This window comes from Salinicoccus jeotgali, assembly GCF_039538805.1.
GTDB classification, from domain to species: Bacteria; Bacillota; Bacilli; order Staphylococcales; family Salinicoccaceae; genus Salinicoccus; species Salinicoccus jeotgali.
In genome coordinates, this window is record NZ_BAABCK010000013.1 from 182,760 (window position 1) to 197,215 (window position 14,456).

11 protein-coding genes are annotated in these 14,456 nt (G+C 46.7%); all 11 read left to right on the forward strand.

Translation table 11 applies throughout. From position 1 onward, the window contains the following. Positions 1 to 59: 59 nt before the first annotated feature. The 11 genes from uppS (at position 60) to infB (ending at position 14,451) form a co-directional block, all read left to right on the forward strand. Complete coding sequence (uppS, locus tag ABD734_RS03355) at positions 60 to 809, forward strand: undecaprenyl pyrophosphate synthase (RefSeq protein WP_344701396.1); 750 nt, start codon at positions 60 to 62, stop codon at positions 807 to 809. 1 nt (position 810) lies between these two features. Next, complete coding sequence (locus tag ABD734_RS03360) at positions 811 to 1,599, forward strand: phosphatidate cytidylyltransferase (protein ID WP_344701398.1); 789 nt, start codon at positions 811 to 813, stop codon at positions 1,597 to 1,599. A gap of 21 nt (positions 1,600 to 1,620) precedes the next feature. Continuing rightward, complete coding sequence (locus ABD734_RS03365; RefSeq protein WP_344701400.1) at positions 1,621 to 2,745, forward strand: 1-deoxy-D-xylulose-5-phosphate reductoisomerase; 1,125 nt, start codon at positions 1,621 to 1,623, stop codon at positions 2,743 to 2,745. A 4-nt stretch (positions 2,746 to 2,749) separates the two neighbouring features. Beyond that, positions 2,750 to 4,033: an RIP metalloprotease RseP gene (rseP, locus tag ABD734_RS03370; protein WP_344701402.1), complete on the forward strand. Its 1,284-nt coding sequence runs from the start codon at positions 2,750 to 2,752 to the stop codon at positions 4,031 to 4,033. An 11-nt stretch (positions 4,034 to 4,044) separates the two neighbouring features. Then, the gene (locus ABD734_RS03375) at positions 4,045 to 5,733 is read left to right on the forward strand and encodes a proline--tRNA ligase (protein ID WP_344701404.1); all 1,689 of its coding nucleotides are present in this window, start codon (positions 4,045 to 4,047) and stop codon (positions 5,731 to 5,733) included. 53 nt (positions 5,734 to 5,786) lie between these two features. Next, entirely contained in the window at positions 5,787 to 10,070 is a 4,284-nt protein-coding gene (locus tag ABD734_RS03380) for a PolC-type DNA polymerase III (RefSeq protein ID WP_344701406.1), read from the forward strand. A 119-nt stretch (positions 10,071 to 10,189) separates the two neighbouring features. Next, a complete protein-coding gene (rimP, locus tag ABD734_RS03385; protein WP_344701408.1) occupies positions 10,190 to 10,657 on the forward strand; it encodes a ribosome maturation factor RimP in 468 nt (155 codons plus the stop codon). A gap of 16 nt (positions 10,658 to 10,673) precedes the next feature. Beyond that, positions 10,674 to 11,726: a transcription termination factor NusA gene (gene nusA, locus ABD734_RS03390; protein WP_344701410.1), complete on the forward strand. Its 1,053-nt coding sequence runs from the start codon at positions 10,674 to 10,676 to the stop codon at positions 11,724 to 11,726. A 16-nt stretch (positions 11,727 to 11,742) separates the two neighbouring features. Then, positions 11,743 to 12,027 carry an RNase P modulator RnpM gene (gene rnpM, locus ABD734_RS03395; protein WP_344701411.1) on the forward strand — a complete coding sequence of 95 codons (285 nt, stop codon included), beginning with the start codon at positions 11,743 to 11,745 and terminating at the stop codon, positions 12,025 to 12,027. Further along, complete coding sequence (locus ABD734_RS03400) at positions 12,024 to 12,332, forward strand: L7Ae/L30e/S12e/Gadd45 family ribosomal protein (RefSeq protein ID WP_344701413.1); 309 nt, start codon at positions 12,024 to 12,026, stop codon at positions 12,330 to 12,332. The genes rnpM and ABD734_RS03400 overlap by 4 nt, the downstream gene beginning before the upstream one ends. Positions 12,333 to 12,336: 4 nt before the next feature. Then, positions 12,337 to 14,451, forward strand: a complete 2,115-nt coding sequence (gene infB, locus ABD734_RS03405; RefSeq protein WP_344701415.1) for a translation initiation factor IF-2 — start codon at positions 12,337 to 12,339, stop codon at positions 14,449 to 14,451. The last annotated feature ends 5 nt before the right edge of the window (positions 14,452 to 14,456 follow it).

Genomic DNA, 14,456 nt, shown 5'->3' on the forward strand with positions numbered 1-14,456 from the left:
ATTGAGGACTCTTTATTATAAATGTATACTAATAATTATAATGCTTCAGGAGGATTGTTATGTTTCGTAGGAAGAAGCAAGAAATAAAGACAGAAAAGGGGCTGCCTGAACATATCGCCATCATCATGGATGGAAACGGCAGATATGCCAAACGGAAAAACAAACCAAGAGTGAGCGGCCACTACGAAGGCATGCAGAACGTCAAACGTATAACACGTCATGCTTCCGATTTGGGTATAAAGTATCTCACCCTATATGCTTTTTCCACAGAAAACTGGTCCCGGCCAATCAGTGAGGTCAATTACCTGATGAAGCTACCAGGTGATTTTCTCGGCACTTTCCATCCTGAATTAGATGAGAAGAACGTCAGGGTGACGACAATCGGACGTCTTGAATCCCTGCCGGAGCATACGCAGAGAGCCGTTCAGCATGCTGTTGAAAAGACACGTGGCAATACAGGGCTGAATCTGGTTTTTGCGCTGAACTACGGCGGACGCGACGAGCTCCTTGAAGCCTTCAAGTGCATAGGCGCCAAAATAGAAAAAGGGGATGTGTCACCTCAGGATATCACCGCAGAAATGGTAGATGATCATCTAATGACCACTGACATACCCGACCCGGAGATGCTGATTCGCACAAGTGGCGAATATAGGCTGAGCAACTTTTTATTATGGCAGTCATCATACAGCGAATTATTTTTTACAGAAACACTTTGGCCAGAATATTCAGTTGATGAACTAGATCAGATGATTTCACAGTATTGTAGACGTGAGAGAAGATTTGGGGGACTTGGCCAAGAGGAGGAGTAACATGAAGACAAGAACCATCACCGCAATCATCGCGTTGCTTATATTTGTGCCAATCGTCGTATGGGGGGCTTGGCCACTTCTGATTGCCGTTTTTCTACTTGCCTATACAGCACTTTATGAAATTTTGAAGATGAACCGCATCCACATATTTTCCATACCTGGAATCTTGTCCATGGTGGCACTCTTCATCATCATGATGCCCCAGGAATCCTACATGCCACACATATCAGTTTTTCAGGTTGACCTGATCATCGTGATGGCGCTGTTGATGTTGAGTTTTACTGTCATCAGCAAAAACAGATTTTCGTTTGTGGACATGGGTTTTTGCGTGCTCGCTGTAGCTTATGTCGGCATCGGATTCATGTACTTCTATGAAACACGGGAAGCAGGCCTCATCTACATACTCTATGCACTGCTCATTGTCTGGGTGACGGATACTGGTGCATACTTATTCGGCAGAGCATTCGGCAGGCGTAAATTATGGCCGCAGATTAGTCCCAATAAGACGATAGAAGGATTTTTGGGAGGTATATTCTGCAGTGTCCTGCTCGGTCTATTGTTTTACTTCATGGGATGGATCGAAGGCGTACAAATTCTGCTCTTCCTATTGCTGACGATGATACTCAGTATGTTCGGCCAACTTGGAGATCTGGTTGAATCGGCCCTTAAGAGGCATTTTGACGTTAAAGACTCAGGTAGACTGCTTCCGGGACACGGTGGCGTCCTTGATCGCTTCGACAGCTTTATTTTTGTACTGCCCCTTATGAACATACTGCCTCTTATAACTTAAGATAGAACTGGGTGAAATTAAATGAAGACTATTTCAATATTAGGCGCTACAGGTTCAATAGGCACTCAAGCTTTGGACGTCATCGCCCAAAACCGCGAGCAATTCAAAATCGGCAGCATTTCTGTAGGCAGTAACATAAAAAAACTTGAAGAAATACTCGAGCAGTTTGAACCAAAGCTTGTGAGCGTCAAAGATGATTCCGACAGGCTGGTACTGGCACAGAAATATCCACATATAGAGTTCACTTCAGGGGCTCGGGGCCTCATTGAAGTTGTTTCGGATGATTCTGATATGGTTCTGACTGCAATCATGGGAAGCATCGGTCTGGAACCGACATTGCATGCGATAGAGCAGGGTAAAGACATTGCCTTGGCAAACAAGGAAACGCTTGTTGCAGCCGGCGAAATCGTCATGTCGAAAGCGAAAGCCAAAGGTGTGGCGATTATCCCTGTCGATTCTGAGCACTCAGCAGTTTTCCAGTGTCTGCGTGGTGAAAACCTACGTGAAGTGAAGAAGATCATCCTCACTGCAAGTGGCGGTTCATTCCGGGATCTGTCCCGAAGCGAATTGTCGGATGTCTCGCTTGAAGATGCACTGAATCATCCCAACTGGTCCATGGGCCAGAAAATCACCATCGATTCAGCGACGATGATGAATAAAGGGCTTGAAGTGATAGAGGCTAAATGGCTTTTTGATGTCGACATCAATCAGATTTCTACAATTCTCCATAAGGAGAGTACCATACACTCTATGGTTGAATTTATCGATAACAGCATCATGGCGCAAATAGGCACACCCGATATGCGGACAGCCATCCAATTCGCATTCAGTCATCCTCGAAGGATGCCGATGAACAACCCGATGGATTTTTCAGCCCTCAGCCAACTGAATTTCAAACCAATGGATCTGGACCGTTTCCGGATGCTTGCCTATGCGTATGAAGCAATGGAAGCTGGCGGCACGATGCCGGCAGTAATGAATGCTGCAAATGAATATGCTGTCGGACGCTTTTTGGATGGTGAAATTTCATTCACCGGAATAGAGGAAATCGTCAAATCCCGCATGGATGGCCATGCGGTCGTCGAAAATCCCGACCTGGAAACGATCCTGTACTATGATAAATTGTATAAAACAGATATGAGGTGATTGTATGACCGGCATTTTAGCTTTTATAGTAGTTTTTGGTGTGCTGGTTACAGTTCACGAACTTGGGCACCTCATTTTCGCCAAACGGGCAGGCATCATGTGTCCGGAGTTCGCCATAGGCATGGGACCTAAAATATTTTCCCACAAGTACAATGACACACTTTATACGGTGCGCCTTCTGCCGATCGGTGGATATGTCAGAATGGCCTCCGATGAGATGGAAATCAATCCACTCAACGCCGGTATGCGTGTCCAATTAAAGACTGATGAAGTAGACCGCATCAGCCATATAATACTTGATGATAAGCATAACTTCACGCAAGTCGAGGAAGTAGAAGTCATCCAGTCGGACATCACCAAAGAAATGTTCATCAAAGCTATACGCCTACATGACGGGGAAGAGGTCACCTATACATTTTCAGATGAAGCATATTTTGTTCAGAATTCCGAACTGGAGCGCATTGCCCCGAGAGCTGCGAGGTTTGAGTCCAAATCGGTGGGGCATCGCCTGATGACTTTGGCGGCGGGACCTTTGATGAACTTCGTATTGGCTTTTGCGTTGTTCACAGTGCTGTTCTACATCAATGGCAAGCCAGTGGAGGAGGCTGTTGTAGGCTTTGTAGCAGAAGATACACCGGCTGAAGAAGCGGGCCTGAAATCAGGTGATCATCTAAAAACGATCAACGGTCAGGAAGTGGACAGTTGGGAGCACATGTCGACCATCATCCAGCAAGAAGGCGAAACCGAACTCGACATAACGGTTGTGAATGATGGGGAATCACGTACTGTTGAAATGACACCGATAGTTGAAAAGACGGAACTTCCAGACGGTGAAACCAATGAAAGGCTGGTCATCGGAATAGGGGCCGAGATGGAGCGCGGCGTGATATCTCCAATATTATGGGGCGCCGAGCAGACATACGAAATGGGGACGCTCATATTCACGCTTGTAGTGCAGATGTTCATCAGCATTGCTGACGGGACCTTCTCCTTCGATATGTTGAACGGACCGGTCGGTATATATAAAGTGACTGAAGATGTAGCAGCCCAGGGCCTGATGACGCTTATGCGCTTTACTGCGATATTGAGTGTCAACCTGGGCATAATGAACCTGCTGCCGATACCCGCATTGGATGGGGGTCGGATATTATTCGTACTATACGAAGGGATATTCAAAAAACCTCTGAACAGGAGAGTTGAACTGAACATTCAGCTGATTGGTGTACTATTCTTGTTGATCGTAATGGTATTAGTAACTTGGAATGACATAAAAACATTTTTCCTTTAGGAGTGAACTGAATGAGACAATCTAGAATGTTTATACCAACAATGCGTGAAACCCCGCAAGATGCAGATAGCCTGAGCCATCGCCTGATGCTCAAGGCTGGCATGATCAAACAGATGGCCAGCGGTGTATACACATATCTGCCTATAACGAAACTGGTCTTGAACAATATCGAGCAGATCGTCAGAGAAGAGATGAACGCCATCGAAGGCGTAGAGATACACATGCCTGTACTGCATCCGAAGGAGCTTTGGCAGGAATCAGGCCGATGGGAAGCATACGGCAGTGAACTTATGCGGCTCGAAGACCGCCATGGTCGTGAATTTGCCCTTGGGCCTACGCACGAAGAGATTGTAACCGCTCTGTTGCGTGATGAACTCAAAAGCTATAAAAAACTGCCTCTTACAGTCTTTCAGATCCAGACGAAATTCAGGGATGAACTGCGTCCAAGATACGGCCTGTTGCGCGGACGTGAATTCATTATGAAGGACGCCTATTCATTCCATAGTAATGAGGATTCCCTAGACGAGAAATATCAGGACATGTATATGGCCTATTCCAAGATCTTTTCCCGGGTAGGACTTAATTACCGTGCTGTAGAGGCAGACTCAGGTGCGATAGGGGGCAGCCATACCCATGAATTCATGGCGCTCGCAGACATCGGGGAGGACACGATTGCCTATACTGAGGAAAGCAACTATGCGGCCAATATAGAAAAAGCAGGATGCCCGATACCAGAGGCAAAAACAGTGGAAAGTACTAATGAAATCGAAAAGGTAGCGACGCCTGACGTCAAGACATGCAGCGCTTTAGCTGATTTCCTTGATATCAAGCTTGAGGAGACCACCAAAACAATGATCATGAAGGTCGATGAGCGGTACGTCATGATACTGCTCAGGGGAGATCACGAGTTGAATGATGTCAAAGTCAAGACTCATTTTGCCACAGATGATATACGCTTTGCGACGGACGAAGAAATTAGGAGCCTGATGCAGGCCGACCCCGGCAGTCTGGGTCCTGTGGACGCAGGGATTGAAGTCTACCTTGACCATCAGGTGAAAAACATGCAGGATTACCCGACTGGTGCAAATGAGAGTGGATACCATTTCCTCAACGTCAACCATAAGCGCGACTTCGAGATTGGTGGTTATGGTGATTTCCGCTTGATCGTCGAAGGGGAAATGGCTCAGGACGGCAGTGGACCAGTGAAGTTCATGAAAGGCATAGAAGTGGGCCAAGTATTCAAATTGGGCACAAAATATTCTGAAGCGATGAACTTGAATGTGTTGGATGAGAATGGACGCAGTACACCTGTGCTCATGGGATGTTATGGCGTTGGGATCTCCAGGACCTTGTCGGCGATTGTTGAGAGCCACCATGATGAGCGCGGCATCATCTGGCCTAAGTCGGTGACGCCGTTCGATGTGCACATTGTCACTCCAAACCCTAAAGACAAAGAGGCTGAAGCGGTTGCAGAAGAATTGTATGCAACACTTGGTGCTGACTACCGGGTGCTGTACGATGACCGTAAGGAACGTGCCGGCGTCAAGTTTGCAGATTCCGATCTGATCGGTCTGCCGTTTAGGGTAGTAGTGGGACGCGATGCGAAAGAAGGCGTTGTAGAAATCAAACCGAGAAGCAGTGATGCATCCATCAATCTGCCGGTGGGCGAACTGAAACAATATCTTGAAGATAATTATTAACAGGGGGAGCGCGTAAATCATCGATTTACGCGCTCTTTACAGGAGTGTTGTAAGTGAAGGGAAAAGATCAGTTTAACATTCTGCTGAAGCAGGCAGGAATCAGTGGAAATAATAATTATTTAGCTACAGGAACCCTAAAGAAAGTAGTGTCAAATGATGCTGAGAGAGTCTGGGAGTTCCATGTCCATTTTGAAGAAATGATACCTGTCGCGCTCAGGAACATGATGGAAAAGAGCATAGAAACAGCTTTTTCCAATATAGCACGCACCCAATTGATCATCACGGCAGATCATTATACAGACAAAGATATAATCGATTACCTTGAATATGCGCTTGATTCCATCGGCATCAATCAAAACATCAAGTTTCAGCTGCTTAATTGTGACAAACAACTCAACGATGGGACGTTGATTTTTTCTGTCCAGAATGACATTGAAGTGGCCCATTTCAATAAAAATATAAATGGTAATCTGAAGAACGCCTATGTTGCCTGCGGCATGCCGATAGAAGGGATTGAATTCCGTAAGGATGCAGAGCTCGATTCGAGTCGGCGGACACAGCTTGAAGAACGCCTCAGAGAAGAGAAGACTGAATTGGTGCAGGGCTTCATAGAGCAGCAGAAGCATTTTGAAACGGATATGAAGAAGAAGCAGGAAGAGACCATCAAGCAGATCGGCAAAGCAATCACCATGAAAGACATCAGGCCACTTGAAACAGTTGTCGAAGAAGAGTTCAATGTAAAAGTTGAAGGCGTCATATTCGATAAGGAGGTACGTGAACTCCGGACAGGCCGTAAAATTCTTCAGTTGAAGCTAACCGATTATACGGACTCCATCGCCGCCAAAATGTTCTCGAGGCACGGCAAGGAAGATGAAGCAGTTTTTGAGGCGTTGGATAAAAATGATTGGGTGCTCATTGAAGGCAATGTCGAATATGACGAGTTCTCCAAAGATATGGTGCTTATGATCCGTAGCTTGAACGTCTTCAACAAGCCGGAGAAAAAGGACAACAGCACTGATAAGAGGGTAGAACTCCACCTCCATTCTGAAATGAGCCAGATGGATGGTTTGAGGAATATCGGAGAATATGTAAAACGGGCAAAAGATTATGGACATACAGCCATTGCCGTTACTGACCACAATAATGTGCAGGCTTTCCCCGACGCATATTATGCCGCAAAAGCCAACGGTTTGAAGATGATCTATGGGATGGAAGGGCTTCTTGTCGACGATGGGGCAGCGATTGCGTATAAACCGCAGGACATAGTACTCGATCAACATGAATATGTCGTATTCGACGTTGAGACGACCGGCCTGTCCTCCAAGTATGACCGTATCATCGAACTTGCAGGGGTTAAAGTTAAAAATGGCGAAATCATAGACCGTTTCGAAAGATTCAGCAACCCCAATGAACCGCTCACTGAGACCATCAAGGAAATCACCGGCATTACTGATGATATGCTGCAGGATGCGCCACCAATTTCAGAAGTGATCACCGATTTCAAGGAATGGGTGGGGGATGCGATATTCGTCGCCCATAACGCGAGCTTCGACATGGGCTTTATAGAGGCTGCATACAGTGAAGAAGGGCTTGCTCCATATACGAATGGCGTCATCGATACGCTTGAACTATCCCGTTCCATAAACAAGGACTTCAAGAAGCATGGTCTGAATATACTCGCCAAACGGTATAATGTCGAACTGACACAACACCACCGCGCAATATATGATGCCGAAGCGACCGCCTATATATTCATTAAGATGTTATCGCAGCTTAAAAAGGCAGGTATAGAGAACCATAACCATATCAATGAAAAGTTGGCTGATCAGGATTCCTATAAACGTGCGATGCCGACCCATGTAACAATCCTTGTAAAAAACCAGGAAGGCCTCAAAAATCTGTTCAAGATAGTATCACAGTCTTTGACAGATAACTTCTACAAGACGCCGCGCATCAGGAAACAGCTATTGGATAAATATCGGAGCGGTCTGCTCATCGGCAGTGCATGTGATTCAGGTGAAGTGTTCACTGCCATGATGCAGAAGTCATACGAGGCGGCAAAGAAGACAGCAGGTTTCTATGATTACCTCGAGATATTTCCAAAAGCACTCTACAGCAGACTGTTGGAGCGCGAAATTGTCCGCAGTGAGGCGACCTTGGAAGAAATCATCGAAAACATCATCAGATTGGGTAATGAACTTGATAAACCTGTTGTAGCCACCGGCAATACCCACTACCTGGATGAGTCGGATAAGCTGTGCCGGGATATCTTGGTGAAGAGCAATCCTGGGAACCCATTATCGAGAGGCAACTTGCCTGATGCACATTTCAGGACTACAGACGAGATGCTGGACGCTTTCTCATTCCTTGAAGAGACGGTGAAGCGGGAGGTCGTCATTGACGCACCAAACCGGATTGCCGATAGTATAGAAGAAGTTGTGCCCATCAAAGATAAACTCTACACACCGAATATAGAAGGGGCCAACGACCAAATTCGAGAACTCAGCTACAGCAATGCCCGTGCCCTATACGGTGAGGAGTTGCCGGAAATTGTTACAGACCGCCTTGAGAAAGAACTGGACAGCATCATCGGAAACGGTTTTGCCGTCATCTACCTCATCAGCCAGAAACTCGTCAAGAAGTCACTTGAAGACGGTTATCTGGTCGGTTCCCGCGGTTCAGTCGGTTCCAGTTTTGTCGCCACGATGACGGAAATCACTGAAGTGAACCCACTGCCACCGCACTATGTCTGCCCTAAATGCCGGACGAGTGAATTCTTTATGGATGGTAGTGTAAGCTCTGGTTATGATCTGCCTGACAAATCATGTGAAACTTGCAGTTCTCCTTTGATAAAGGAAGGACAGGATATTCCATTTGAAACCTTCCTTGGATTCAAGGGGGATAAGGTTCCGGATATCGACTTGAACTTCAGTGGGGATTATCAGCCTGTTGCCCACAACTATACAAAAGAACTATTTGGTGAAGACAAAGTGTTCAGGGCAGGTACCATCGGTACAGTTGCAGAGAAGACAGCATTCGGTTATGTAAAAGGCTATATGAATGATAATGGCCTCCATCGGAGGGGGGCTGAAATCGATCGCCTTGTACTGGGTTGCAGCGGTGTGAAGCGGACAACCGGACAGCACCCGGGCGGCATCATAGTCGTTCCGGATTATATGGATATATATGATTTTACGCCGATACAGTACCCGGCTGACGATGTGGAATCGGAATGGAAAACGACACACTTCGACTTCCATTCGATCCACGATAACCTCCTTAAGCTGGATATTCTGGGCCACGATGATCCGACCATGATACGCATGCTGCAGGATCTATCCGGCATCGATCCGAAGACGGTACCCGTTGACGATGAAGAGACGATGTCACTATTCAATTCACCGAAGGCACTCGGTATTTCTGAGGAAGATATACTCTGCCGTACAGGGACTCTTGGTGTACCGGAATTCGGTACTGGTTTCGTACGCCAGATGCTTGAGGATACGAGACCTTCGACATTCAGTGAACTCGTCCAGATATCCGGGCTATCCCACGGTACAGACGTTTGGCTCGGCAATGCGCAAGAGCTGATCAGAAACGGTACATGTGACTTGAAAAACGTCATCGGATGCCGTGATGACATCATGGTCTATTTGATGTATCAGGGGCTTGAGCCTTCGCTCGCCTTCAATATCATGGAGAAAGTCCGTAAAGGTAAAGGCTTGACCGAGGAACATGAAGCAGCGATGAAAGAACAGGGCGTGCCCGATTGGTACATCAGCTCCTGCAAGAAGATCAAATACATGTTCCCGAAAGCACACGCCTCCGCCTATGTTCTGATGGCGGTCAGGATCGCCTACTTTAAAGTGCACCATCCCCTTTATTATTATGCGAGCTACTTTACAGTCCGTGCTTCGGATTTCGATTTGCTGACGATGGTCAAGGATGGTACGACAATCAGACATAACGTCAAGGAAATGAACCAGAGGTTCCAGGAGCTCAGCAAAAAGGAAAAAGATACACTGGTAGTTCTTGAAATCACCAATGAGATGGTGCAGCGTGGCTACAAGATAAAACCGGTAAGTGTTGAGAAGTCGGACAGCTTTGAGTTCAAGATCGAAGACAACGCACTGATTCCGCCATTCATAGCTGTACCAGGGCTTGGTGCCGGAGTGGCGAAACGCATTGTGGAAGCGCGCGAGGACGAACCGTTCATCTCGAAAGAAGATTTGAATAAACGGGCCGGCGTGTCTCAGAAAGTAGTCGATTACCTGACTGAATTGGGCAGTCTCGATCATCTGCCAGACAAGGCACAGCTGTCGATTTTTGATATGTAGACTCAAGTTGCAGGCTAAAATGCACTGTGGTATAATAACTATGATATTAAATACCACGTTACGCGGAGAAGAACGGGCTAGCCCGTTCTTCTCTTAGTTTTGAAGGAGGGGAATGGGCAGTGAATCGCACTGAAAAGAATGTCTTGGAACATGCTCGACCAGTGGTTGTGGAGATGGGGTACAAACTCATTGAAGTGGAGTATGTCAAAGAAGGGAAAGACTACTTTCTGAGACTCTATCTTGATAAGAAAGGCGGCATCACCCTTGAGGATTGCGCCCAGGTGAGTGAAGTTTTGAGCGAGAAACTTGATGAATGGGAAATCATCCAAGGGGGATATTTCCTTGATGTCTCGTCACCAGGTGCAGAGCGCCCGATCGAGGATGACGAAGATCTGGAAATGACGCTGGAGCAGGGCATCTATGTAAAGACCTACCAGCAGATTGATGGGGAGAAGGAATGGACTGGAATATTGAAGGCCTATGATCCTACTTCCGTAACGATAGAATATAAAGTTAAAACACGTAAGAAAACAGTGACGATAGATCGAAGCAAAATCGCAACAATTCGAAAAGCGGTAATATTATGATTGGAGGCGCTTATTAGTGAACCAGGAGTTATTGAATGCGATAGACTACCTCGAGAAGGAAAAAAGCATTCCAAGGGAAGTGCTTGTAGAAACCATCGAGGCAGCTCTTTTGACAGCATATAAAAAGAATTACTCCCAGCATAAGAATGTTAAAGTCGACCTGAATATGGATAACGGTACATATATAGTGGTATCCAGAAAAGATGTAGTGGAGGAGGTTGAAGACCCGACTGGGGAAATCGACCTTGAAACAGCCCGCACCGTTAATCCGGCATATGAAGTCGGTGATCCGTATGATGAGGACGTCACGCCGAAGGATTTCAATAGAGTGGGCGCCCAAGCCGCCAAGCAGGCGGTCATGCAACGCCTGCGGGATGCTGAACGCGGCATCCTCTATAATGAATTCATCGATAAGGAAGATGAAGTCTTAACGGGTCTGATCGACCGTGTGGATCATCGTTTCGTCCACATCCAGTTGGGCAGGACTGATGCAGTTTTAAGTGAATCCGAAAGGATGCCGAATGAGACCTATCGTCCAAACGACAGGATTAAAGTCTACGTGAATAAAGTCGAACAGACTACTAAGGGTCCACAGATCTTCGTTTCACGGACACACCCGAACCTCCTTAAACGGCTGTTTGAAAAAGAAGTGCCAGAAATTTACGATGGCACAGTCGAGATTACCAGTGTAGCCAGGGAAGCTGGCGAACGGTCCAAAATAAGCGTTTATGCGAAGAATCCGGATGTCGATGCTGTAGGTTCATGTGTAGGCGCCCGGGGTGCACGTGTCGAAGCGATCGTCAATGAACTTTCAGGCGAAAAAATCGATATCGTCCTATGGGATGAAGACCCGAAAGTCTTCGTCAAAAATGCGCTCAGCCCTTCGCAGGTGATTGATGTAGTGGTTGATGAAGCGAACCAATCCACGATGGTCATCGTACCGGACAATCAACTTTCCCTGGCAATAGGCAAGCGTGGACAAAACGCACGTCTTGCAGCTAAACTGACAGGATGGAAGATCGATATCAAAAGTGAATCAGATGCCAGTGAAGAGGGCATCCTAGAATAGATGACGGGTGATTGTTATGAAAAGGAAAATACCTCTTAGAAAATGTATCCTGACCAATGAAATGCATCCTAAAAAAGAGTTGCTACGGATTGTTTCCACTAAAGAAGGCGAAGTGTTCGTCGATCCGGGTGGTAAAAAGAATGGCCGTGGCAGTTATGTAGTGAAAAACCTTGAGGCTGTCGAAAAGGCCAGGGAAAAAGAAGTGCTGGAAAACAGACTGGGCTTTGACAAGGAAACGCTTGCCCCAATCTATGATGAAATCATCCGGCTCATCTATAGGGAGGATATCCCTAAACGATGACGGACAGGTTATTGAATATGCTGGGTTTGGCAAAACGAGCCGGGAAACTGACGGCAGGCGAGGAAAAGACGCTGGAAAACATCCGTTCCAAAAAAGCGGAAGTGGTCTTTCTGGCTGCCGATGCCGGCGCAAACACAAGGAAAAAGATCCACGATAAGTGCAGGACATATGATATACCGCTGATCGATCATTACACCAATGAGTCCTTGAGCAACGCAACAGGTGCAGCCAACAGAGTTGTACTTTCAGTGACAGATCCAGGCTTCGGCAGAAAGATGTTGGAGCTTAAAGAGAAAGGAAAGTGATTCAATGAGTAAAATCAGAATTTACGAATACGCGAAGGCGCATGGAGTCGCAAGTAAAGTAATAATCGAATTCCTCCAAGCAAGAGGAATTGAAGTGAATAGCCATATGAAATCTCTTGAAGATAATGAAGTGGAAGTGCTCGATAAAGAATTTGGCAAAGCAAAAGGTACAGAAACCAAAAAAGCCGAAGAGCCTAAAAAGGATGCAAAAGCATCTACACAGAAAAAAGAGCAGGGCAACAGAAATAAGCCACGTGAAAACAAACCGAATCAAAGGCAACAGAGGAATAGGGCACCCGGTATACATGGGGGTAAAAGGCGTAAACAGAATAAGCCAACAGCTAAGCAACCTGAGCCTAAGAAAGAGCTGCCTAAAGAATTCAAGTACCAAGAAGGCATCACTGTCGGTGAACTTGCGGAGAAAATCGGTGTAGACGCATCTAAAATTGTAAAAGACCTCTTCATGGTCGGTGTTGTGACAAACATCAATCAGGCCTTGGATAATGAATCCGTTGAGCTGATAGCAAGTGAACATGGATTCACTGCCGAATTGGAAGTAGTCGTAGACAATACAGATCTTGAAAATTATTTCGATCTTGAAGGCGAAGAGTTGAATGAGGAGCGCCCAAGTGTCGTTACGATAATGGGCCACGTCGACCACGGTAAAACGACACTGCTCGACTCCATCCGCCACACTAAAGTGACAGCCGGAGAAGCTGGAGGCATCACTCAGCATATCGGTGCATACCAGATTGAGTCAGGCGGTAAGAAAATAACGTTCCTCGACACTCCTGGCCACGCAGCATTTACAACCATGCGTGCACGTGGTGCTCAAGTCACAGACATCACAATTCTTGTCGTAGCAGCTGATGATGGCGTCATGCCCCAGACAATTGAAGCCATCAACCATGCTAAAGCAGCTGAAGTGCCGATCATCGTGGCAGTCAATAAAGTCGATAAGCCAACGGCCAACCCGGACCGTGTCATGACAGAACTTGGTGAATATGGCCTCTATCCGGAAGATTGGGGCGGTGACACAATTTTCGTACCACTATCCGCCCTAAGCGGTGATGGCATCGAAGATCTTCTTGAAATGATTACTCTAGTCGGAGAAGTATCCGAGCTTAAGACAACAAGTGACCGTCCAGCCATCGGCACTGTAATCGAAGCTGAACTGGACAAGTCAAGAGGCCCTGCGGCTTCCCTATTGGTCCAGCACGGGACACTCAAAGTCGGTGATTCACTTGTCGTCGGCAGCACTTTCGGTAAAGTCAGAGCCATGGTTGATGACCTCGGCCGGCGCATCCAGGAAGCGGGTCCTTCGACACCTGTTGAAATCACTGGACTCAACGACGTGCCGGAGGCTGGCGACCGCTTTGTAGTCTTCAAAGACGACAAGACGGCGCGCAGCATCGGAGAGGCGCGCAGTGAAGAGAAGGTCATGAATGATCGCGAACAGACTTCAAAAGTAAGCCTTGAAAACCTGTTCGAACAGATGAAAGAAGGGGAGATGAAAGATCTCAACCTCATCATTAAAGGAGATGTGCAAGGTTCCGTTGAAGCACTGAGCGCTTCATTGATGAAAATTGATGTCGAAGGTGTCAATGTCCGTATCATCCATACAGGGGTTGGGGCAATCAATGAATCTGATGTCACCTTGGCTTCAGCTTCAAACGCCATCATCATCGGCTTCAATGTGCGCCCTGATGTCAATGCCAAGAAAGCGGCAGACCAGGAAAAAGTAGACCTCAGATTGCACCGTGTCATATACAGTGTCATTGAAGAAATCGAAACTGCGATGAAAGGTCTGCTCGACCCGATCTTTGAAGAAAAAGTAATCGGCAACGTCGAAGTCCGTCAAACCTTCAAAGTGTCCAAAGTGGGTACGATCGCAGGATCATACGTCACTGACGGTAAAATCACCCGCGATTCAGGTGTAAGAGTCATCAGAGAGGGTATAGTGGTCCATGAAGGCGAATTGGATACCCTCAAGCGTTATAAAGATGATGCCAAGGAAGTGACTGCAGGTTACGAATGCGGCATTACGATCAAGAATTTCAACGACCTTAAAGAGGGAGACCAGATCGAACCTTATATCATGGTTGAAATTGAAAGGTGATAACT

Bases quoted from the DNA above. Each gene is read 5' to 3' on its own strand.
- uppS (WP_344701396.1), top strand. From the start codon at position 60: ATGTTTCGTAGGAAGAAGCAAGAAATAAAGACAGAAAAGGGGCTGCCT.
- ABD734_RS03360 (WP_344701398.1), top strand. From the start codon at position 811: ATGAAGACAAGAACCATCACCGCAATCATCGCGTTGCTTATATTTGTG.
- ABD734_RS03365 (WP_344701400.1), top strand. From the start codon at position 1,621: ATGAAGACTATTTCAATATTAGGCGCTACAGGTTCAATAGGCACTCAA.
- rseP (WP_344701402.1), top strand. From the start codon at position 2,750: ATGACCGGCATTTTAGCTTTTATAGTAGTTTTTGGTGTGCTGGTTACA.
- ABD734_RS03375 (WP_344701404.1), top strand. From the start codon at position 4,045: ATGAGACAATCTAGAATGTTTATACCAACAATGCGTGAAACCCCGCAA.
- rnpM (WP_344701411.1), top strand. From the start codon at position 11,743: ATGAAAAGGAAAATACCTCTTAGAAAATGTATCCTGACCAATGAAATG.
- ABD734_RS03400 (WP_344701413.1), top strand. From the start codon at position 12,024: ATGACGGACAGGTTATTGAATATGCTGGGTTTGGCAAAACGAGCCGGG.
- infB (WP_344701415.1), top strand. From the start codon at position 12,337: ATGAGTAAAATCAGAATTTACGAATACGCGAAGGCGCATGGAGTCGCA.